We start from the raw sequence: 21,997 nt of genomic DNA, 5'->3' as shown, positions 1-21,997 counted from the left end.
TAAAAGGGACGTTTTATGACTTTTTTCATGGCTGTGGATTGAACTCATTTGGAGGATATTGCCTTTATTGGCATAGAAAATTTCTATCAAAATGACTATTCAACAGCTGGAGTATTTGATTGCGGTGGATAAGCACCGCCATTTTGGAAATGCCGCTGAATCCTGTTTTGTCACCCAGCCTACTTTAAGTGCTCAACTCAGCAAGCTGGAGAAAGAGCTGGGAGTGATTCTTTTTGACCGAAGCAAAATGCCGGTGATTCCGACCGAAATCGGCGTTCAGATCATTGCTCAGGCAAAAAAAGTAGTCTCAGAGAGCAAAGGCATTTTGGAACTTGTGGCCCAGTTGAAAGGAGATATTTCCGGGACAATCAAGTTGGGTATCATTCCGACTTTGGCCCCTTACCTTTTGCACCTCTTCATCCGAAGGTTTTTGGAGAAATATCCCAATGTAAAGCTTGAAGTGCAGGAAATGGTCACCGAGGAGGTGGTTCGGAAATTGAAAAATGACGAATTGGATCTCGGGATTGTGGTGACGCCATTGGAGGAACCTGGGATTCTGGAAAAGCCCATGTTTTATGAGAAGTTCTACGCTTACTTTTCCAAGGGACATGAATTGCTAAAGGAGAAAGAAATCCGGCCTGAACAACTTAAGAAAGAAGAACTGTGGGTTTTGCAGCAAGGTCATTGCTTTCGGGATCAGGTGATCAGTTTTTGCGACCAAAGTCTGGCTGGTCATAAAAACTTCCATTACGAAAGTGGTTCTTTGGAAGGACTTCGAAATATGGTGAACCGCTACAAGGGACTTACGCTTTTGCCTGAATTGGCCACTCATGAGCTATCCGAGGAAGAAAAATCCCGGCTTAGGCCTTTCGTCGGAACAGCCCCAACTCGCGAGGTGAGCATCATCCTCAACCGAAGCTTTCTCAAGCAAAAACTCGTGGAACTGCTCTACACGGAAATAACAGAGGCCATCCCGCATGAGATGACCTCCAAGGCACATGGGAAAATTGTTCGATTTAAGTAGTCTTATTTCTTTTTGAGAATGTATTGGTTTGCAAGGTCCCCTTCGATCTTCTTGCCTTCGGCGTTCAGGTACCAAATCTGGTTTTCACCAACCTTAAACTTGCCCGGATAATCTCCGATGAGCCCCTCAAAAGAAACAATTCCTCCGGCAGCGTCCCAGGAGAATTTTCCTGTAAAAATCTCTTCACGAGCATCGTTCAGGCCTAGGTAATTGGTCTTGTATTCATAGGTACCATCCCCTTTAAGCGTAACCCAGGTCTCAATTCCCTCACAATGTCCACAGGGAAGAGTCGCAAAGTAGGTTCCCTGCCAATCCACCGAAGTTTGTGAATTGTCTCCAGTATATGTAGCTCCGGTAACGGCCTCAGGAGCATTTTCGGATGCTGTTTGGGATTGGGTAGTTTCCGCTTCTGCAGTTGGGGCATCTGCAGATTTATTGCATGAGCCGAATGCGAAGGACACCAGAGATAGAAATAGAAGGCTTTTTTTCATGAGCGTTAGCTTTTTTCAAATCCTACCTAAAACTAACATTTCCAAGTCTAATCATCAATTGGCGGAATCTTAAACCCCAAACTGGCTTAGGTGGTGATCCAGGTGTTTGTAAAACTGATTGTTCCATTCTTCCGCTGTCATGGGACCAAAGGAAATCGATTCTTTGCCCTCAAAATGATCCCTTCCCAAGGATAAGGTATGCTCCAGATACTTGATCAGGCGTGCTTTTTCTTCTTCAAAGTTCTTTCGTTCAGAAATGATAAATGCGGGAGCAGTTCTCAGATTTCGTTTGTATGGGACTTCGCTGACTACCCCTTTTTTGACAAATGCTTTCAGTAATAGCCGCATGAATGCGTTCGGTTTGGGATGCTTGTTGGTAAATGCCATTTCGTAAGCCACACAACAATGGGCAAGCATCTGGTCCACGGACATTTTGCCCCAAAGCGCAGGGCTTTCTGGTTTAAGTTGGTTGATCCGCTGGATCAATTCTGCGGTGACTTGAGGATCGAAGATGTTTTTCATAGTATTGAAATCGAGGGCTTTTCGAATTTAGATTAAAATTTGAATCATAAGGAGAAAATTTTTTTCAATAAATTGGTTTATGATATAAACCAATTTATATTTGTCCCGTTGTAAGAATTAAAAACCTCACAAATGGAAAAAGAACTCAACAGTAAAGAATCCTTGGCACTGATCACTTCGATGATTCAGGAAGCCAAAAAAGAGGCTGCCGGGGATGGTAGTTTTCAGTTGCTCCTTTGGGGCTGGGTTGTGGCCCTATGCAATTTGGGTCACTTTGGATTGGAAAAAGCAGGATATGAACAACCTTGGTTGATTTGGTTGCTGATTTTGCCCGCTATTGGTTGGAGCATTGCCCATGAATGGAACAGCCGAAGAAAATCTAGAATCAAGACACACTTGGATCAGTTTCTCGGACAACTCTGGATTGGAATTTTTGGTGCAATGTGTATTATCCTGACTTTTATGCCTGTTTTGGAGTTTCGTCACAACCCCATCATTTTGTTGTTAGCTGCTGTTGGAGTGTTTTCCACAGGATCTATCATTCGTGTAAAGATGGTCCGTGCGGGAGGAATGATTTTAGCAATCGGGGCTATTATTGCCTTTACTTTGCCAGTAAATGATCAATATTTGGTATCCGGAATTGCGATGATCTTGGGGTATTTAATTCCAGGATATTATTTGAAAAACCAAAAGTCGTGAGCGCATTTAAACCACTCGATCCCTTACTTCACTCACAGCTTCGGCTGGCTGTTATGTCTTTGCTGATTGGCTTGGATGAGGCGGAATTTACCTTTCTAAAGGAAAAAACCGAATCCACTGCCGGCAACCTCAGCGTGCAATTGGACAAGCTGGAAAAGGCAGGATACATTAAAATCGAAAAATCATTTCGTGACAAGCGTCCTCTTACCACATGCAGCATTACTCCAATGGGAGTGAAAGCCTTTGAAGAATACGTCGAAAACCTTAAAAACTACATTTCCTAAAAATTTTGCCCATTTAGTTTATAATATAAACCAATTTATACTATGAAAACGAACTCTCAAATTTTCACTTTACTCATGATGATCTGCTTGATGGCGATGGGATTTCCTCAGGATATCAAACGACTTAGCTACGAAGCATATTTGGATCAAGACAAAAACAGTTGGAAATCTAACGTTGCCCTAGCCACCAAAGCTTATCAATCCCAGCCGGGCACAGAAACCAAATTTCAGCTTGCACTGACAGAATACGGTTTGCTAAATGCTACGATGAAGGATCAGGATGAGGTGCTTTTTGATGCTTATGTGGATGGCTTGGAGACGCGACTTGAAGAACTGGCCGAAGACAAAACTCAGAGCGCAGAAGCAGTGGCTTTGCTTTCATCAGTCTATGGCTTCAAGATAGCTTACAGTCCTTGGAAAGGAATGTTTCTTGGCGGGAAAACCAGTGATCTGCTCGAGACTGCCCTGAATAACGCTCCCAATTCCCCAATTGTCCAAAAGATGTTTGCCGGAAACCAATACTTTACTCCTGAAATGTGGGGAGGAGACAAGGACAAAGCCCTTGCCGCATTCCTGAAGTCCAATCAGCTCTTTGAACAGCGAAAAGACACGCAAAACTGGATGTACCTTGACAATCTGGCTTGGATAGGAATCATTTATCAGGAAAAAGGAATGCAGTCCGAAGCAAAAAAGGCTTGGGAAAAGGCCTTGGCTATTGAGCCGGATTTTGCATGGGTCAGTAAAGTGCTATTGCCAGGGCTGAACTGAAATTGATTAAAGAGGTTGTAAATGAAAAAAGCAGCGGTCTATGGCCGCTGCTTTTTTTTTAGTCGAGGATGATTCGCTCCGACTTGGGGTACTTGACCTCGTATTGGAGGGCAAGTTTTTGCTGAGCTCCGGGAGGCAAGGTGATCTCCCAAGTTACAATACCCGTCTGAGTATCCAGATTTCCTCCGCTGAGTTCGCCAGCAGTCACGGTAATACTTGAGTTGACCGAAACCGGAATTTGGTCTTTAAGCACTAAGGTTACCGCTTGGGATTTGTTGTTTTTCAGCGTGATCTCATACCCTCTGTTTTCGGTGATGTTCGCCCCTATCGTTCGTTTTTTGGAATACTGGTCTACTTTTTCCCGCTGCATCACGATAGATCGGTCCCGACCCATGGAGACCTGAAGTGTGTCCTGGAGGTCGGCTGCATTCAAAATAGACCTTCCCACAAATCCTTCTTCAAAGTACAGATTGCTTTCACCCTCAAGCAAGCTGTATTGATTCCAGTCGGTGAGTTCGGCAATTAGAAAGGCGTCTTTGTCCAGCTTGGGGATGGCAGTATAGCGGTAGGTAGCTGGGATTTCGTAGGCTTTTAGCTCTACGAGCGTTTTTTCTCCGTTGGTTTTGATCGAATAGGGTTCGGCCACTTCGATTTCGACGGTAGTTTGGTTTTCTACAAAGGAAGTTTCGAGTGGAGCGGCCATTGGATTGCTTGCACCTCTTACTTTCATAGATGCCATTTCTTTTTTTGATACTGTTCCATATCCGGTTACAACCACCTCACTCAACGAAGAGGTGTCATTGAGTAGGGATACGTTCAGGCTTGATTGGCCGTTAAGCGTTCTTTCTTCGGCCCGATAGCCGATGAAGGAAAAGACCAAGCTTTTTGCATTTTGAGGAAGGACAATGGAATATCTGCCTTCCAAATCAGTGGAGGTGCCAATTGTGGTTCCTTTCACCAAAACTGTCGCTCCGGGAATTGGTTCTCCCTGCTCATCCAAGACTACACCGCTGACCTGCCCGGGAGTTTGTGGAACTGAGAACCTATTCACCGTTGTGAATCTCGCATAATTCAGTTCCCATTTCTCCAAATTTGGAGCCTGACCGCTTTGGTTGGGATTGGCATTGGAGAAGCGGAGTTTGACATTTTTCCAGTCCACGCCAGTGTTTTGATAGACTTCTGCTTTGTAATTGAGCTGCAAAGGTTGGGTGATGTTTTTTACCCGGATGTCATACTTGGGATACCAGCCTGCGTTGGCCACCAGGTAATTGATCTGAAAAGAAGCCGCACCTGCAGCGCTTGCCTTCACTCGAATGCGAATCTCTGAGGTGGATTTGTTTTCACTTTCCTGCATGGCATTGATTTGATTTCTCAGCTTTTCCAGCTCTCTTTCTCCCGCTTGGATTTTGGATTTGACCTGAAGTTCCTCGTTGGTGATTTTGGTGAGTTCGGCATCGAAAAAGTCCAAAGCCGTGCGAAGTTCGGTCATCGTTGGTCCGGTTTGATTGCCTCCGAGGTCCTTGTTGGCAGCGAGCAACCCGGCCTTATTAGTGAGGACTTGAAGTCTGTTTTGGGATAAAGTTTGGCTTTTTTCAATTTCTTCGATCTGCGCTTCAAGAGCTTTGATTTTTTCTCCAACTTCCTTTTCGCTTAGGAAATCCAGCCTCTTGTTGACAGACTGAATGGTAAAATTTCCCTGGCCTTTAACCTGAATGCTTTTCTCGTCGAGGTAAGGAGAGAGGCCTTTAATCAGGATGACAGATTCCCCGGATGAGATCTGGCCACTGGCAGTTTCAAACACTTGGGCTCCGGAAAGGAATAAAGTGACCTCATGGATCTTGCTGGTAATTGAGGTTTCTTTGAGTTCTTGTGAAAAAGAAGGCTTGATCAAAATCAAGCTTAAAAGGATAAAAAGAGATTTTTTCATTATAAAATTAAATAGGCTTTAATCAAACGAAAAATCCTTTCAATCCCAACCCAAATGGGTTAAAATCTCCAAACCCCCACAAATTTTCCTTGGCTTCTGATTTGGAATGCTAGTTTTGCAGCATCATAATTTTAATTCCATGACCCTTTTTCAAAGCATCATCATTGCCATCATTGAAGGCTTGACTGAGTTTTTGCCCATCTCTTCGACCGGACATATGATTTTGGCATCGGCCGCAATGGGAATCCACGAGGATGAGTTTGTGAAAACCTTTGAGGTTTTTATCCAGCTTGGGGCGATTTTGGCGATTGCGCTTATGTACATCAAGCGGTTTTTCCGCAGTCTGGACATTTATTTCAAGTTGTTTGCGGCATTCCTGCCCACAGCAGTGGTGGGACTTTTGGCTTATGATTTCATCAAGGACTACCTGTTCAATCCCGTTGTAGTCTCGGTTTCTTTGATCCTGGGGGGGATTATTCTGATTTTCATTGACAAAAAAGTCGTGGCCAGAGAATCAACCCTCGTCGAAGTGGAAGACCTTTCCTATAAAAACGCCTTCTTCATCGGCCTATGCCAGTGTCTTTCCATGGTTCCTGGCACCTCCCGTGCTGCTGCTACGATCATTGGTGGCGTATTTAACGGATTGGATAAAAAGCAAGCCACGGAGTTTTCCTTTCTTTTGGCCGTGCCGACCATGATGGCAGCCGGAGGATATGACTTGCTCAAATCCGATTTAGCATTTGACCAAGCCCAGTTGATCATGCTTGGGGTAGGATTTGTGGTGGCTTTTATATCTGCCTGGATCGCCGTGAAATTGTTTATCAAATACGTTTCCAGCCATGGTTTTACGGCGTTTGGCTGGTACCGAATCGCACTCGGGATCTTGTTTTTGATCTTTATGTGGGAAACAGATTTGGGGTAAAGGTTTCTTTCTCTCCCACAGAAAGTATCGATTTGCACAGATAAAAAGACCTGCCAAGTTTCTGAAATTTGGCAGGCCTTTACATGTTGGGAGATTTCCTTCTTTCCTTTTACTTCCTATTCTTCACATACTTTTCCAGCCAGGTGTCCATTTCCCAAAGGGTATGAAGTACCGATTCTTTGGCGGCGTAGCCATGGCTTTCATGAGGCAAAAACACCAGCCGAGTGGTGGCGCCATGACCTTTGAGCGCATTGTAATAGCGCTCGGACTGGATTGGGAATGTGCCGGAGTTATTATCCGCTTCACCGTGGATCAGGAGAATCGGAGTTTTTACCTGATGAGCAAATGAGAAGGGGGACATATTGAAATACACATCAGGAGATTCCCAATATGTACGCTGCTCGTACTGAAAACCAAAAGGAGTCAGGGTTCGATTGTAGGCTCCACTACGTGCAATACCGGCGGCAAAGATGTTGGTGTGCGAAAGCAAATTGGCAGTCATGAAGGCGCCATAGGAATGTCCTCCCACTGCAATTCGGTTTCTGTCCCCAATGCCCATTTCCACGATATGGTCGATAGCGGCTTCGGCATTGGCTACCAATTGCTCGATAAAGAAATCATTCGGCTCCTGATCTCCTTCACCGACGATAGGCATTTCTGTCTGGTCCATGATCGCATAGCCTCGAGTCACCCAATAGATCGGTGATCCCCAACTCAATCTGGTGAAGGTATATTTTGATCCACGAACCTGGGCAGCATCTGCCGCAGATTTGTATTCTCTTGGATAAGCCCACATCAGAACCGGTAGTCGGCCGTCTTTGGCCGGATCGTATCCTTCCGGTGTATATACGATTGCAGAAAGGCTCAATCCGTCTTTTCTTTTATAGGTAACCAACTCCTTTTTGATTCCCTTGATGGATTCATAGGGATGGACAAAAGCAGTCAGCTGCATCGGAACGATCCGTTTCTTGGTATTGATCAGCCAATAGTTTGGTTGGATGTCGGTGCTTTCTTTGAGCGTAATAAATTCCGTGGCATCGGCATTCATGACTTTGGCTACTCGCTCGTAATAAGGGGCCTGAGACCTCCACAGGATTTTCTGCTCTTTGGTAGTCGTGTTGAAAGTGGAAAGGAAAGGCATGCTTCCTTCCGGGCTTCCGCCTTCGGATGTCATAAATATCAACTCGCCTTTTCTGAGTAAAACATTACGTCCAAATTCATTTTCGGTGAAAACGGGATCTCCCGGATCGGTATAAATATCATCTGAAGAACGCTCGATAATCACTCGTGGAGCCTGAGCAGGATTGGAAGGATTGATTACTAAACGCTTCTCCGTACGGCTTGCAAACCAACGCTCATTCAAAATCGCAAATGAATCATCAGACCAGTTGATCCCACCAAATCTCAGGGAGGTAGCTGCCAATTTTTGCTTTTCACCTGAAAAAGGAGCATTCAAGGTGTATACAATGTCTCTTTCAGTGACTTTCGCTTTTGGATCTCCTCCGTCCAGTGCTTCAGCCCAATAGAGGGTGGCAGGCTTATCGGCTCTCCAACTAATATTTCTCGGACCCTTTACTGTTGCGTCAAATCCGGTTGGGCGGACTTCATCCAAAGGAATCTCGGCTAGAGTTTTTACCTTTTCCCCATTGGATTTCCAGATTTCGACATGGTAAGGAAACCGGTCTGCAGGAACCAAGTAAGAGAATGGCTTTTGTATGATTTCCACTAGTAAATAAGTTCCATCTGGACTGAGGTCCATGGACTTGATTATTCCAGGCTTACCCACTGGGCTTTTGCTTCCATCCAACTTGATGTTCATCAGTTGGCTGTCCATGAAATAAGCAAAAAGTGCCTCATCGTAGGGATTTGTCAACAAGTCCTGGTAGGTTCGGCTTGGAGCTGCATTTCCGGAAGTTTCCTGAACAATCGGTCCAACTGGAGCGGCAGGAGCCTTTGGCATTGATCCACGGGAAGGATTGGCGGCTTTGATCAAAATACTATTGTCAGGCATCCAGGCTACCGCATTTCCAAAAACCTGATTGACGATGGGATCCGTGAGTTTTTTGGCTTCATAGGTGGCTAAATCAACAACCCAAAGGCTGATCCCGGTGGCCTCGGTATTCGTGAAGGCCAGGTATTTTTCATCCTGGGAAAGGGAAAATCCGCTCATCTTAGGATTGCTTGGCAAGCCCTTGATTTGGATTTCTTCTCCAGAGCGTGTCTTTTTTAGTTTGAGGTTGTTGAAACTACCTGCGCGACTTTGGCCCGAAATGGCCGGGTTGATTCGGATACCTGCGATTCGCAATTCAGGCTGTGCAAGATCCTCAATGGATGGCGCCCCGGCACGCTCCAAAATCATCATCATCGAGCCGTCTTTGTTGAACGAAACGCTGGGTGTCGGTTGCGCATTAAACAAGTCCGATATGGACTGAGGCGGAGTTTGATAGGTGGTTTGGGCTAGGGAGGGATTCCAGATGAATCCAAACAATGCTAACCCCAGGGTTAATTTTCTTAAAACTCTATTCATGTTGAGATGGGTTAATTCTTGTGGAAAAATACCTCGCTTATTTTTTAATAAAGCTTAAAAATATTCCAATGGTTTAAAGAACCGGAATTGCGGATGTTCTCCGATTTACTTTCCTCGGCTGAGGAAAACAAAAAAGGCCTCGATTTTTCGAGGCCTAAATTTTTATATCGGAAGTGAATTTACTTTCCTTTTTCTCCGATTGAAATCATCGCGCATCGGAAACCAATGTTATTGGTAGCGGAATCCTGATGCATGTATCGGCGCGTTCCAGGTGCCAGCCAGTAAGCCACATCTTTCCAGGATCCACCTTTGTACACTCTGAGCTCATCTGTGAAAAGTGAAGTCTCGTAATTTTCTTCCTCATCATAGACACCGTCTTTTCGTAGTGGGTTTAAATCATCCGCATCCTGGAAGGTCAAAGGTCTGTAAACGTCATAAACCCATTCGTTCATATTTCCAGCCATGTGGTACAGACCGAAATCGTTTGGCGCCATGTCATACACGTTGGTTGGAAGAATTTCACCGTCATTTCTTTGATTACCGGAGATACCGGCGTAGTCACCACGACCTCTTTTGAAGTTGGCTAGGAAGTCACCTTGCTTGCCTTTACGCTTTACGTTGTATGGGTTACGAACGCCACGGCCATCCCAAGGATAAATTCTGCCGTATTCCTGATTTTCGTCCAGGTATTGAGTACCGATCATTGCCTTGGCCGCATATTCCCATTCTGCTTCGTTTGGAAGTCTGAAGTCCGCCATGGCTACCCCCCGTTCGATCAACTGAGTTTTGGTGAAGGTAGAATCAATTTCACGCTCTTTTCTGATTAAGTCCTGAACAAATTCAGTTCTCCATTTGGAGTAGACATTTGCTTGAGACCAAGACACCCCAGCTACTGGATAAAAGTTGAATCCAGGGAATCTGAAATAGTAAGACTGGTATAAGTCGTTAAAAGACATTGCACCTGACCATACATTTTCAGATGGCTCCAGCTTCAAAAGTGAATCTGCACTCACTTTTTTCTTCATGTCAAAAAGAAATTCTCGGTAATCGTTGTTGGTGATTTCCGTTTCGTCCATATAGAAATTGGCAATTGAAACGGTTCTTTCCAAGTTGTCACGGAAAGCCATCACATCTTCTTCCTGAGAACCCAGAACTGTTCGGCCACCTTGGATAAATTTCAAGTTAGGTCCGGGAATTTGCTCTGCATTTCGGGACACGAAAAAGTTGGTTGAATCATTCTCATCAAAGGAAAACTCGGCGCCCGTAGTAGCACTTTTTTTACCAGGATCACTGGCAGTTCGGCGGCCGTAGCCCGGAGTTTTGTTACAGGAGGACAAAACTGATGCGGATGCAAGCACTAGAGCTGTTGCCCACATTCCCCAGGATTTGTTGTTCAGACTCATATTTTAATGTTTTGGTCTATTTCAGGATGCTAATATAAAGCCATTGAAACCTACTTCCAATGGTTTTGAGATTTGCAGGATTTCGGTAATTCCCCTCTAATTCAGGGATTCAGCCAAAATCAACAAAATTGGTAGGCGAAACTGCAATATTTATGCCAGTTAAATTTTGATAAATTCCTTATGAATTCATCTCCAAAAGCATCTTTTGGGCCTTTTGGATCGTTGGGACTCCCTCAAGCGTAAGAATCAAACGATTCTTGTGTTCTTTTATTTTACAATCCTTGGAATGGCCTTGAGCAAACTTCATGATTTTGCCAAAAACCGCTGAAGAATAGAAGTCATCCCGGGAAGACGGCAAAAGATAACACTTCATCTGTCTTCCTTTCAAGACGAGCTTCTCAATTCCAAGCTTTTCTGCCAGCCAACGTAAACGAACTGTCTCCATTAAGTCGTTGACTACCTGCGGTAAAGGACCGAATCGATCGGAAAGCATGGTGGCAAATTTGCCAAGTTCCTCTTCGTTTTTGATCGCATCCAGCTTGGAGTAAAGCCCCAGTCGTTCGCTGATATTGCTAACATAGCCTTCGGGAATCAGGAGTTCCAAATCGGTCTCAATGGTGCAGTCCTGAACCAATACTTTTACTTTATCAGTAAGGTCTGTTTCAAACAAGGCCGCAAATTCATTTTCCTTCAATTCCTGAACAGCTTCGTCGAGGATTTTGTGGTACATCTCAAAGCCCAAATCGGTGATGAATCCACTCTGTTCCGCCCCAAGTAAATTTCCTGCTCCTCGGATGTCCAGATCCTTCATTGCTACTTTGAATCCGTCTCCCAAATCAGAAAACTCCTCGAGGGTTTGTAGTCTTTTTCTGGCTTCCGCAGTCAGGCCTGACATGGGACTGGTCAGCAGGTAGCAAAATGCTTTTTTATTGCTACGGCCCACCCGACCCCGCATCTGATGAAGGTCACTCAATCCGAACATATGTGCCCGGTTGATGATAATGGTATTGGCATTTGGGATATCTAAGCCAGACTCGATGATGTTGGTTGATACCAGGACATCGTATTCATGGTTGATGAAGTCCACCATGATTTTTTCAAGCTTTTTGCCATCCATCTGGCCGTGGGCACCAATTACCCGGGCATCAGGCACGAGTTTCATGATCAGATTGGCAATGCTGTCAATCTCTCCCACACGATTGTGTACAAAAAACACCTGTCCACCTCTTCTCAATTCGTAGGCGACTGCATCACGGATGACTGCTTCCTGGAACGTCTGAACCTCGGTCGTTACCGGCTGACGATTCGGTGGTGGAGTCGCAATAACAGAAAGGTCCCTCGCTCCCATCAGGGAAAAATGGAGGGTTCGAGGTATCGGTGTGGCGGTTAGCGTAAGCACATCCACATTTACCCGTAGGTTTTTGAGTTGGTCTTTGACTTTTACCCCAAATTTTTGCTCCTCATCGATGATCAACAATCCCAAGTCTTTGAATTCAATATCCTTGTTGACGATTTTATGGGTTCCGACCAGAATGTCGATTTCACCGGATTTCACCTGAGCCACAATATCCTTGATTTCCTTGGCTGAGCGGAACCGATTGATGTACTCGACTTTTACCGGGAAATTTTCCAGTCGCTCGCTGAACGTCTGGTAGTGCTGCATGGCCAAAATTGTGGTTGGCACAAGAACTGCCACTTGCTTACGGTCATTGACTGCCTTAAATGCTGCCCGAATCGCAACTTCGGTTTTTCCAAAGCCAACGTCTCCACACACCAAGCGATCCATGGGATAGGTTTTTTCCATATCCGCTTTCACATCTGCAGTGGCTATGGCCTGGTCAGGGGTATCCTCGTAGATAAAGGAGGATTCCAACTCCACCTGAAGTACCGAATCTCTGGAAAAGGCAAATCCGTGAGCAGATCTTCTCTTTGCGTAAAGGTTAATGAGGTCTTTGGCGATGTCCTTGACTTGCTTCTTGACCCGTGACTTTTTGTTTTCCCAATCCGGTGAACCCAGTTTGGACATGGATGGAACCTGCCCTTCCTGTCCGGAATACTTGGAGATTTTATGCAACGAGTGTACGTTGACATAGAGTAGGTCATCATCCCGAAAAATCAATCGGACTGCCTCCTGCATTTTGCCTCCCACGTCGACTTTTTCCAACCCGGCAAAACGCCCTACCCCATAGTCCACGTGCACAATGTAATCTCCGGGATGAAGGGATTTAAGTTCCTTGATGGTCAGGGCTTTCGATTTGCTCGCTTTGGCTCTGGACTTATAGCGGTGGAATCTCTCGAAAAGCTGATGATCGGTGTAGCAGACGAGTTTGGTTTGCTTGTCCACAAATCCTTCCCGAAGTCCAAGCAACATACTTTGGACATGAAGGGTGGGATCCAGTTCATGGAAAATTCCGAGCAGACGGTCGATTTGCTTTTCGTTTTCGGCCGTGATCAGGTTGACGAATCCTTGCTTTTCATTGTCTGAAAGGTTGGCTACCAGCAGGTCAAAATTCTTGTTGAAGGAAGGCTGGGGTTGACTTTCCCAGGACACCTTTTTTTCCGTTTTAAGGTAAAACTGCCTGCCAAACTCCACTGTGGAAAACTTTTCAAGGGTAGCTGCAAAGTCTTTCCCCTGATCAAACAGGTCCGTTGGCTTCAAAAGCAGCTTTTCAGTTTTGGTCTGGGCCACGATCTGATTGAAGGCTTGTTCGGCTTTGTGAAAGCACTCGTCCATGACATCCAAGGTCAATTGGTAATCTTTCAGCCAAATGGAGGCGTCTTCAGGCAGGAAACTCAAAAAGGACTGCCTAACTTCCTGAAGCAGTTTGGTTTGGACATTGGGGATCAGGGAAATCACCTCCACACTGGCGATCGAAAGCTGGGTTTCCGGATCAAAAGTCCGGATACTTTCGATCTCTTTTCCGAAGAGTTCGAGACGGTAAGGGTGTTCGTTGCTGAAAGAAAATACATCCAAAATCCCACCTCGGATGGCAAATTGTCCGGGTTCGTAAACGAAATCCGTCCGCTCAAAATCATAACTCCCAAGCACCTCTGACACGAATTCCATGTCGACGGATTCACCCACTCGCGCCGAAAACGTGTTTTCAACCAGCGATCGCTTATTGATCACCTTTTCATAGATGGCTTCTGGATAGGTAATCACGATGCGGGATTTTCCTCTGGTTTCCAGGATATGGTTCAGAATTTCTGCCCGCATAAGGACATTGGCGTTGTCCACCTCATCATATTGGTAAGGACGCTTAAAGCTTCCAGGGAAAATCATATGCTCCTCGGTTCCAAGGAGGTTTTGCAGGTCCGAATTGAGATATGCCGCTTCCTCTTTGTCCTGGGCAATGATCAGGTGAAACCCTTCCTTTTTCTCAAAAAAAGAGGCGAAGATTACCATGTCCAAACTTCCAGAAAGCCCACGAAGCTGAAGACGGAATTTTTCCTTCGAAGCCAACTGATGCGCAAGTGTCTGAAAAATCGGGTCGGACTGGTAAATGGAGAGGAAGGACTGACGATCCAAAGCAGGAGAGGTTAATGGAATTGGGAAGGGGCAAATTTAGGCATTTTTGACCTTTTTCGGGTTTGGGATTCAGTATTTGCTAATTTTCTGAACCAAGGGCCTTCCAAAATGTTTTTGAATGGATGAACCGCACCAAAGAACCTCAAACCTGGCTTCAGCGACTTGAAAATCTCCATCCTTACGAGACCTTGCTTTATTTGGGGATGCTGGGCAGTGGGCTCATATTTGTATTTTTGGTGGCAGCATTTCTTTTTTCAGGGCTCAATCAGCTGGAAGGTCTGAATCACCGAATACCGGTGGCTTTTCTGATTTCCACCTTTATGTTGATCCTTTCGGGCTATACTGCCACTAAAATGAGGCTTCATTACCAAGAGGAAAATATCCCCAAACTGGAACGAGCGCTAAGAAATACCTTTATGCTTGGGGTGATTTTTACCATTCTTCAATTCGCCGGATGGAAAGAACTCCAGGATATGGGAATCAATTTCAGAGGACTTCCCAGTGGGAGTTTTCTTTATTTACTTTCTGGAATCCACATTTTCCACTTGCTTGGGGCGATGATTTTTGCCGTGATATTGCTCCTGCAGCTTCGCAAAACTCAGGAAGACGGAATCCGAAAATTGATCTTGGTGACCAATCCCTTTGAAAAAATGCGGATTCGTCTTTTCACCGTTTATTGGCATTTTATGGACGCTGTTTGGCTGATCCTGTTTTTCCTGTTTATTCTCAGTTTCTGATGAAATTCACCATAGCTACTCCTGTGGAGCAAGGTTACCTTGACGTAAAAGCCGGGTTTACCGAATCTCTTTTCAAAAAACTCAGCCCTCCATTTCCACCTGTCAGATTGCTAAGGTTTGATGGATCTGAGAAGGGGGATATCGTTTCCCTTGAACTCAATTTTATTTTTTTCAGACAAAAATGGACCAGTCACATTATCGAAGATCGCACTACTGATCAGGAGTTTTACTTTGTGGATGAGGGAGTGGAATTACCCTTTTTCCTTAAAAAGTGGAGGCACAAGCACCGGGTTATTTCATCCGGAATTGGATCAATCATTCGGGATGAAATCGAATTTGAAGGTCCTGTTGGTCTGTTGACTGTCTTACTTTTCCCGGTGATGTGGTTGCAGTTTGCTTTTCGAAAGCCGATCTACCGCAGAATTTTCAAAAGGACGGCTGCCCGCTGAGATTTTCACAGTTTTCGATCTTGCAATCTCCGTAGAGAACCAATGAATGGCTGGTAATTCCTGATTGAAATTCCCTTCCCATCGCTTCCTTGATTTCGTTAATTCTTGGATCTGAAAATTCCCGGATTTTTCGGCATTGGTTGCACACATGGTGATCATGATGCTTGTAGGTAAGTGCCTGTTCGTAGAGGGCGACCTTGTCTTTGAACTGATGTTTTACGGCCAATCCGCTTTCCACCAGTAGATCGAGTGTATTGTAAATGGTGGCCCGGCTGATCGTGTAGCCTTTGTTTCTCATTTTCAGAAATAGTCCTTCCACGTCAATATGCTCATCCTCAGGAAGCAAATAAAGCTCATCGATCACTGAAAAACGCTCAGGAGTCTTTCGGTTTCCTTGTTTGATCAGGAAATTTTCAAAGATTTTCTTCGCTTTTTCGATCAGGGCCGAGTCTGCCATTTGTCAGTTTGATTTAAAATTAAAGATGAAGTATTCTGGATTTTTTGGCAAACAGCTCGGGGAGATCAGGGGTAATTTGGGATGATTCTAAATTATAAAGAAGATTTATGGATTTTGATCCAACCAAATGGGTACGATTTTGAGTTTAATAAAGTAAATGGTTAGAAGAAAACTCCCTAACTTTTAAAAGAGATCGCCCCAACCCAAATGACTTCAAGAAAGGTTTTGCTCCTTTTGCTTTTTATTTTTCAGTTTGTTGGCTCCATTCGAGCTCAGGTGCCCGGATATTTTATAAAAGAGGAAGCCAACAAAGTGAAAATTCCCTTTTATTCCTCCAATAGCCTGATCATACTTCCGGTTTCGATCAATGGCAACACCAAAATTAATTTCTTGATTGACACTGGCGTCCGCTCGAATATCCTTTTTAGCAAGAAGTTGGGAGATGCATTGGGACTAGAGTACACCCGAAGGCTAAGCATCACAGGTGCCGACGGAAGTACCAGTATCATGGCGCAGGTTTCTCCGATCAACAGCATTGATTTGGGTCCGGTGGAAGGCCGATTACAAAGCCTATTGGTACTGGAGGAAGATTTTTTGGAGTTGGAGTCCGTGATTGGGGTACCGGTTTATGGGATTATCGGTTATGAGTTTTTCAAATACAATCCTGTCAAAATCAATTATGACGAAGGTATTCTGGAGTTTTATAAACCGGGAGGGCTTAAATGGAGGCCGCCATTGTATCGAAAAATGGATCTTACTGTGGAAGACAGTAAAGCCTACATCACTGCAAAAATCAACCAAAAATCAGGACCTAAACTTCAGGCTAAATTACTGATAGACACCGGTGCCAACCATGGACTCCTGCTCAATCAGGAGACCTCTGATGAAATTAAAATGCCGATGATTTTCATCGAATCTGAACTGGGCCAATCTTTGGGAGGCGTTCTTTATGGATACATTGGCCGGGTAAATGCGCTAAGTTTGAAAGGACTTAGAATGGAGGAAGTGCTGACTTCTTTTCCCGACAAGAATGCCTTTAGCGATGTGATCAAGGCAACGGGAAGAATGGGTAGCCTGGGGTCAGAGGTGTTGGGAAGGACCCGGTTGATTCTCGATTACCCTCGCAACAGACTCTTTATCAAGAAAGGGCTGACTTTTTATTCTCCGTTTGAGTTTGACATGAGTGGGCTGATCCTGCGCAAGGTACCAAATGAAGACAACCGAATATACATCAGTGATGTCCGTCCGGGTTCTCCAGCCTATCGGGTCGGAATTTTACCTTTTGATGAGGTTCTTACCATCAACAAAGTGCCCGCATTTCTCTGGGAGCTTTCAGAGATATTCAAGTTGCTGAGGTCTGAGGAGGGAAGAGAAATTCAGCTGGAAATGCGTCGCTATGTAGGGAATGACCTGACCAAATACAGCGACTACAAAGTGAGTGTTTTTCTCAAAAAGCAGATCTAAAACTCCTGTGCGCCGGGAATATTTGGATAACTTTGGGTCAGGATTTAAACACATTGTTTGGAAATCCGTGTAACATCTCGTTTTTAACACATTCTAAAAAACATGAAAAAATTCCTTATTCCTATTGCAATCATTGCGGTAGTTGGCATTTTCCTCTACACCAAAGCAGTGGGTACCTACAATCAGTTTGTCCAGGCTGAAGAACAAATCAACGGTCAGTGGGCCGAAGTTCAAACCCAATATCAGCGGAGAGCCGACTTGATTCCCAACTTGGTCAACACGGTAAAAGGGTACGCTGAATTTGAGCAGGAAACACTTACAGGAGTGGTTGAGGCCAGAGCCAAAGCTACTGGGATGACCATAGATCCTACCAATTTGACTCCGGAAAAACTGGCAGAATTTCAGCAGGCACAAGATCAGCTTTCTGGGGCTTTAAGCCGATTGCTCGTAACGGTCGAAAAATATCCTGACCTAAAGGCCAATCAAAACTTCCTGGAGCTTCAGGCACAGTTGGAAGGAACCGAAAACCGCATTTCTGTCGCCAGAAGAAATTTCAACGAATCGGTACAGGCGTATAACTCCAACCTGAGAACCTTCCCGAACAACATCTTTGCGGGTTGGTACAATTTTGAAGCAAAAGGATATTTCCAGGCATCAGAAGGAGCTGAAAATGCCCCAACCGTACAGTTTTAATCATGGCTGAAAAATTATTTTCTCCGGAGGAAAAGGCTCAGATCCTGGCTGCAATTCAGTCAGCTGAGACCCGTACCTCCGGAGAAATCCAGGTTCATATTGAGAATCACTGCAAAGGAGACGTACTTGATCGGGCAGCTGAGGTATTTGAGACTCTGAAAATGTACCATACCAAGGATCGGAACGGGGTATTGTTTTACCTCGCTGTGTTGGATCACAAGTTTGCCATTTTGGGAGACGCCGGGATCAACGCAGTGGTGCCAACCAATTTTTGGAATAACATCAAAGACCAAATGGCTGCTCACTTCCGCCAAGGAAAATTTTCACAGGGCCTGATTGAAGGCATTCACCAAGCGGGAGATCAACTAGGGGCGCATTTCCCTTACAATGAATCCGGCGACAAAAACGAACTTTCGGATGAAGTATCTTTTGGCTAAGCAGCCACTTATCCTGCTGCTAATTACACTCCTGTTTGGACAGGTGCAGGCGCAGGATTTTCCTCCAGTACCTGATCCTCCCCGTTTGGTCAACGATTTCACCGGGACACTTACCCCTGAGGAAGCGGCAAGGCTTGAGCAAAAGTTGGTGGCCTACAACGACAGCACATCTACCCAAGTGGCCATTGTAATGATGCGGTCAACGGGAGATTATGATATTGCGGATTATTCCCAGCGATTGGCCCAAGCATGGGGAATAGGAGGAGCAAACAATGACAATGGCATTCTCATCCTAGCTGCGATGGACGACCGAAACGTCTTCATTGCGACAGGCTATGGTATGGAAGGGGCAGTGCCTGATGCCCTTGCCAAACGAATCGTTACCAACCTGATCATTCCAAACTTCAAAATGGAGGCTTACTATCAAGGTTTGGATCAGGCCACAGATATGATTTTCAAACTGGCTTCGGGTGAGTACAAAGCAGAGGATGTGGAGTCGAACGGAAACCATGGGGGAGCGATTTTCCTGATTTTGCTTTTCGTTTTCCTCTTTGTGATTCTTCCATTGATCAAAAACCGAAAGGATAATGACAATCACATGGGAGGAAAAGGTGGAGGAATCGACCTTTGGACGACCATCATGCTTGCCAATATGCTCAAGGGTTCCGGGGGTGGAAAGTTTGGAGATTTTTCCTCCGGCCGTGGATCATTTGGAGGTGGCTTCGGTGGAGGTGGTGGATTTGGTGGCTTCGGCGGCGGTTCTTTCGGAGGTGGCGGTGCAGGCGGAAGTTGGTAAGCCACTTACCTATTTGGAGGGATCAAACCCAAACCTATTCTGAATAGCAGAAAAAAAAAAGCGCCCTAATTGAGGCGCTTTTTTTGTCATTTTTTCATTCAACTTATCCGTACTATTGCCTGATTGCTATAGACTGAAGTCCGTTGACTGTTGAATCAATCAGATCACTCTTTCCAACTGAGAGAAATAAAAATTACCCTCGATGGCTGCGTTTTCGTCGGAATCAGATCCGTGAACAGCATTAGCTTCAATAGATTTCGCGAAGATTTTTCTGATGGTTCCTTCGGCCGCATTAGCAGGATTGGTAGCGCCAATCAGGGTACGGAAATCTTCCACAGCATTGTTCTTTTCTAGGATTGCAGCGATAATTGGTCCTGAGGACATGTATTTGCAAAGATCTGCGTAGAATGGTCTTTCCTTGTGAACTTCATAAAATTTGCCTGCCAATTCCGGAGTCAATCGGGTAGCTTTCATAGCCACAATCTTGAAGCCTGCCTCTTCGATCATTTTCAGGATAGCGCCTGAGTTTCCGGCTTCAAAAGCATCCGGTTTGATCATAGTGAATGTTCTGTTTCCTGCCATGGGATTGTTGTGTCTTGGTTTAATTTGGCCGCAAAAATAGGAGTTTTCGGATCATTATTCCGCTACTCTCCATTAATTCTTGGTTACCCTCCTAATTATCAGTCTTATGAGGTCTTTGGGATTTCTGGAAAATTTGCTGACCTTTGCAGGCTACTAGAGCCAAAAGTGCCGCTGAACAGATATTAATGGAAGCTTTAGCCTCGTTTAAAAAAGAACTTTCCTCTCCCAAGAAAATATTCATCACTACCCATGTCAAGCCCGACGCCGATGCATTGGGCTCTTCATTGGGTTTGGCGAATTACCTAATCAGAAAAGGTCACGAAGTTTCAGTCGTAACTCCCTCTGACTATCCCTCCTTTTTGGCCTGGATGAAAGGCAATGAATCGGTACTTGATTTCAGTAAGCCTGAGGAAAAGCCATTAGCTACTCTTCGTCTGGAACAAGCAGATATCATCTTCTGCCTTGATTTTTCAGTGTTGGACCGGGTCAATGAGCTGGGTGAGATGATCCGAAAATCAAACGCTTTTGTAGTCAATATTGATCATCATCAGGATCCTGAAGACTTTGCCGACTTCAGATACTGGAGTACCAAAGCTGCCGCTACCTGTGAGTTGGTTTATCAGCTTATAGTTGAACTCGGCGATAAAGACTTGATCGACAAGGATATTGCGGAGTGCCTTTATGCAGGCATCATGACTGACACTGGAGGATTTCGTCATCCGAATACTACCAAGAATGTCCACCTTGTTGTAGCTGAACTTATTGAAATCGGAGCCGACAGTTCCCAAATTGCCAATTTGATTTACGATTCCAATTCGGTAAACCGTCTCAAATTCATAGGATTTGCCATCACCAGGAGATTGATCGTACGTGAAGACCTTCACACCGCTTATTTTGTGATCAGCAAAAAAGATCTTAAAAAATATCAAAGCCAGACCGGTGACACGGAAGGATTGGTCAATTATGCCCTATCTTTGGACGGTATCAAGCTTGCAGCCTTGTTTTCAGAGCGGGAAGACGGAATTAAAATTTCCTTCCGATCCAGCAGTGATGTAGCGGTCAATAAATTTGCCGCGTCTTACTTCAACGGAGGAGGTCATAAAAATGCTGCCGGAGGAAAATCTGCTTTAAGCCTTAAAGACACCGTTGACCGATTTGAATCACTTGTTGAAAAATGCCAGGAAGAACTGTTTCACTCTGAAACAATTTCAGCCGGATAAGGCCTGATGCAGAAAAATTACTCAGAAAATTCACTTAACCTTTATGAAATCGAGCATGTCAAAAAAGACAAAACCAGCCATGATTATGGGCCATGCGAGATTCCATGTGACCTTTAAAAGACAAATTATAAACAAATGAAAAACAGCAAAAGCCTATTGGCGATCCTCGTTCTGATATTTGGAGCGAGCACTATGTCTTCCTGTCAGAAATCCAAAGTCACTGAGAAGGACGCAATTGAATACACTTACATCAACGAAGGATCGGAGAAAGCGCCAAATGGTCATTTCCTTCTTTATAACCTGGAAATCACTACAGCTGGTGATTCCGTAATCTACACAACTGCAGGTCAGCCATTCCCTGGTTACCTGATGGCGAATGACACGCTGGCTCCTCAAAACGGAATGGATGAGATTTTCCTAAGCTTGAGAAAAGGCGATTCCATCAATTTTGAATCAACTGCAAAAATTATTTTCAACGGGAATCAGCCTGCATTCCTGAAAGAAGATGACATAGTAAAAGTAAAATTGGGAGCATTTGACGTCAAAGATGAAGCTGCTATGCAGGCTTACTATGAAGAAGTGATGGCCGCTGAGCAAGCTAAAAGTGCCGAAAGAGCAAAGACGCTGTTGGTAGAGGAAGCTAAAACGATCGAGGCTTACATCACTGAGAAAGGTCTGACTGCCCAAAAAACTGAAAACGGTCTGTACTATGTGATCGAGCAGGAAGGAACAGGGGATGCAACTACTCCTGGAACTACCATGTACGTAAACTATGCTGGATACCTCCTTAACGGAACTTTGTTTGACACCTCTTTGCCTGATTTGGCAAAGGCCAATAATGTATTTGATGAAGCTAGACCGTATGAGCCCCTTCCAGTTAACGTGGGAATGGGTCAGGTGATCCCAGGTTGGGATGAAGGCTTGATGCTCTTGAAAAAAGGTTCAAAGGCCAAATTCATCATTCCTTCACCATTGGCTTATGGTGAAAGTGGTGCCGGCGCCTTGATTCCTGCCAACTCCATTCTCGTATTTGACGTAGAAGTGACCGACGTCCAGAAGTAATAAT

The 21,997-nt window shown here is 44.8% G+C and carries 21 protein-coding genes; 13 read left to right on the top strand and 8 right to left on the bottom strand.

The features are described 5' to 3' along the window. The first annotated feature begins 91 nt into the window (after positions 1–91). The gene (locus D0X99_RS00295) at positions 92–1,024 is read left to right on the top strand and encodes a hydrogen peroxide-inducible genes activator (protein WP_119475654.1); all 933 of its coding nucleotides are present in this window, start codon (positions 92–94) and stop codon (positions 1,022–1,024) included. A gap of 2 nt (positions 1,025–1,026) precedes the next feature. On the opposite strand, the gene D0X99_RS00290 is transcribed toward D0X99_RS00295, so the two are convergent. Both D0X99_RS00290 and D0X99_RS00285 read right to left on the bottom strand, forming a co-directional pair. Then, a complete protein-coding gene (locus D0X99_RS00290) occupies positions 1,027–1,515 on the bottom strand; it encodes a copper resistance protein NlpE (RefSeq protein ID WP_119475653.1) in 489 nt (162 codons plus the stop codon). 69 nt (positions 1,516–1,584) lie between these two features. After that, the gene (locus D0X99_RS00285) at positions 1,585–2,037 is read right to left on the bottom strand and encodes a DUF1569 domain-containing protein (protein ID WP_119475652.1); all 453 of its coding nucleotides are present in this window, start codon (positions 2,035–2,037) and stop codon (positions 1,585–1,587) included. A gap of 132 nt (positions 2,038–2,169) precedes the next feature. Here D0X99_RS00285 and D0X99_RS00280 point away from each other — a divergent pair, with 132 nt between their 5' ends. Genes D0X99_RS00280 through D0X99_RS00270 form a run of 3 tightly spaced genes read left to right on the top strand, consistent with a single transcriptional unit; the run spans position 2,170 to position 3,788 of the window. Beyond that, positions 2,170–2,736 (top strand): hypothetical protein, encoded by a 567-nt coding sequence (locus tag D0X99_RS00280; protein ID WP_119475651.1) that lies wholly within the window; start codon positions 2,170–2,172, stop codon positions 2,734–2,736. Next, positions 2,733–3,020 (top strand): winged helix-turn-helix domain-containing protein, encoded by a 288-nt coding sequence (locus tag D0X99_RS00275; RefSeq protein WP_199707948.1) that lies wholly within the window; start codon positions 2,733–2,735, stop codon positions 3,018–3,020. The genes D0X99_RS00280 and D0X99_RS00275 overlap by 4 nt, the downstream gene beginning before the upstream one ends. A gap of 42 nt (positions 3,021–3,062) precedes the next feature. Further along, positions 3,063–3,788 (top strand): hypothetical protein, encoded by a 726-nt coding sequence (locus D0X99_RS00270; protein WP_119475649.1) that lies wholly within the window; start codon positions 3,063–3,065, stop codon positions 3,786–3,788. Between the two features lie 58 nt (positions 3,789–3,846). On the opposite strand, the gene D0X99_RS00265 is transcribed toward D0X99_RS00270, so the two are convergent. Next, complete coding sequence (locus D0X99_RS00265; protein ID WP_119475648.1) at positions 3,847–5,715, bottom strand: mucoidy inhibitor MuiA family protein; 1,869 nt, start codon at positions 5,713–5,715, stop codon at positions 3,847–3,849. 139 nt (positions 5,716–5,854) lie between these two features. Between D0X99_RS00265 and D0X99_RS00260 the strand changes: the two genes are divergently transcribed. Continuing rightward, complete coding sequence (locus tag D0X99_RS00260) at positions 5,855–6,637, top strand: undecaprenyl-diphosphate phosphatase (RefSeq protein WP_119476356.1); 783 nt, start codon at positions 5,855–5,857, stop codon at positions 6,635–6,637. A gap of 109 nt (positions 6,638–6,746) precedes the next feature. Here the strand turns inward: D0X99_RS00260 and D0X99_RS00255 are convergent, their stop codons facing one another. The 3 genes from D0X99_RS00255 to mfd all read right to left on the bottom strand — a co-directional run bounded on the left by D0X99_RS00255 (position 6,747) and on the right by mfd (position 14,096). Then, complete coding sequence (locus D0X99_RS00255) at positions 6,747–9,164, bottom strand: alpha/beta hydrolase family protein (RefSeq protein WP_119475647.1); 2,418 nt, start codon at positions 9,162–9,164, stop codon at positions 6,747–6,749. Positions 9,165–9,343: 179 nt separating this feature from the next. Then, a complete protein-coding gene (gene gldJ / locus D0X99_RS00250) occupies positions 9,344–10,540 on the bottom strand; it encodes a gliding motility lipoprotein GldJ (protein WP_394336576.1) in 1,197 nt (398 codons plus the stop codon). Positions 10,541–10,745: 205 nt separating this feature from the next. Continuing rightward, positions 10,746–14,096, bottom strand: coding sequence for a transcription-repair coupling factor (gene mfd / locus D0X99_RS00245; RefSeq protein WP_119475645.1), 3,351 nt, complete (start codon positions 14,094–14,096; stop codon positions 10,746–10,748). A 122-nt stretch (positions 14,097–14,218) separates the two neighbouring features. Here mfd and D0X99_RS00240 point away from each other — a divergent pair, with 122 nt between their 5' ends. Both D0X99_RS00240 and D0X99_RS00235 read left to right on the top strand, forming a co-directional pair. Continuing rightward, complete coding sequence (locus tag D0X99_RS00240; RefSeq protein ID WP_119475644.1) at positions 14,219–14,833, top strand: cytochrome c oxidase subunit 3; 615 nt, start codon at positions 14,219–14,221, stop codon at positions 14,831–14,833. After that, positions 14,833–15,282 (top strand): SRPBCC family protein, encoded by a 450-nt coding sequence (locus D0X99_RS00235; RefSeq protein WP_119475643.1) that lies wholly within the window; start codon positions 14,833–14,835, stop codon positions 15,280–15,282. Before D0X99_RS00240 ends, D0X99_RS00235 begins: the two co-directional genes overlap by 1 nt. On the opposite strand, the gene D0X99_RS00230 is transcribed toward D0X99_RS00235, so the two are convergent. Continuing rightward, complete coding sequence (locus tag D0X99_RS00230) at positions 15,260–15,739, bottom strand: Fur family transcriptional regulator (protein ID WP_119475642.1); 480 nt, start codon at positions 15,737–15,739, stop codon at positions 15,260–15,262. The two genes, D0X99_RS00235 and D0X99_RS00230, sit on opposite strands and share 23 nt — an antisense overlap. Positions 15,740–15,946: 207 nt before the next feature. Between D0X99_RS00230 and D0X99_RS00225 the strand changes: the two genes are divergently transcribed. The 4 genes from D0X99_RS00225 (at position 15,947) to D0X99_RS00210 (ending at position 19,129) form a co-directional block, all read left to right on the top strand. Then, positions 15,947–17,203, top strand: coding sequence for a retropepsin-like aspartic protease (locus D0X99_RS00225; protein ID WP_119475641.1), 1,257 nt, complete (start codon positions 15,947–15,949; stop codon positions 17,201–17,203). 102 nt (positions 17,204–17,305) lie between these two features. Continuing rightward, positions 17,306–17,896: a LemA family protein gene (locus D0X99_RS00220; protein ID WP_119475640.1), complete on the top strand. Its 591-nt coding sequence runs from the start codon at positions 17,306–17,308 to the stop codon at positions 17,894–17,896. Positions 17,897–17,898: 2 nt separating this feature from the next. Beyond that, a complete protein-coding gene (locus D0X99_RS00215; protein WP_119475639.1) occupies positions 17,899–18,333 on the top strand; it encodes a TPM domain-containing protein in 435 nt (144 codons plus the stop codon). Continuing rightward, positions 18,314–19,129 carry a TPM domain-containing protein gene (locus tag D0X99_RS00210; RefSeq protein ID WP_119475638.1) on the top strand — a complete coding sequence of 272 codons (816 nt, stop codon included), beginning with the start codon at positions 18,314–18,316 and terminating at the stop codon, positions 19,127–19,129. The genes D0X99_RS00215 and D0X99_RS00210 overlap by 20 nt, the downstream gene beginning before the upstream one ends. 159 nt (positions 19,130–19,288) lie before the next feature. On the opposite strand, the gene D0X99_RS00205 is transcribed toward D0X99_RS00210, so the two are convergent. Continuing rightward, entirely contained in the window at positions 19,289–19,711 is a 423-nt protein-coding gene (locus D0X99_RS00205) for a nucleoside-diphosphate kinase (RefSeq protein WP_119475637.1), read from the bottom strand. A 185-nt stretch (positions 19,712–19,896) separates the two neighbouring features. Here D0X99_RS00205 and D0X99_RS00200 point away from each other — a divergent pair, with 185 nt between their 5' ends. Both D0X99_RS00200 and D0X99_RS00195 read left to right on the top strand, forming a co-directional pair. Continuing rightward, positions 19,897–20,931, top strand: a complete 1,035-nt coding sequence (locus tag D0X99_RS00200; protein ID WP_119476355.1) for a DHH family phosphoesterase — start codon at positions 19,897–19,899, stop codon at positions 20,929–20,931. Positions 20,932–21,066: 135 nt separating this feature from the next. After that, positions 21,067–21,993 (top strand): FKBP-type peptidyl-prolyl cis-trans isomerase, encoded by a 927-nt coding sequence (locus D0X99_RS00195; protein ID WP_119475636.1) that lies wholly within the window; start codon positions 21,067–21,069, stop codon positions 21,991–21,993. Positions 21,994–21,997 lie beyond the last annotated feature (4 nt).

Source organism: Algoriphagus lacus, from assembly GCF_003583985.1.
Taxonomy (GTDB): domain Bacteria; phylum Bacteroidota; class Bacteroidia; order Cytophagales; family Cyclobacteriaceae; genus Algoriphagus; species Algoriphagus lacus.
Note: the sequence above shows the minus strand (reverse complement) of the source record. Positions and strands in the feature narration are given on the sequence as shown.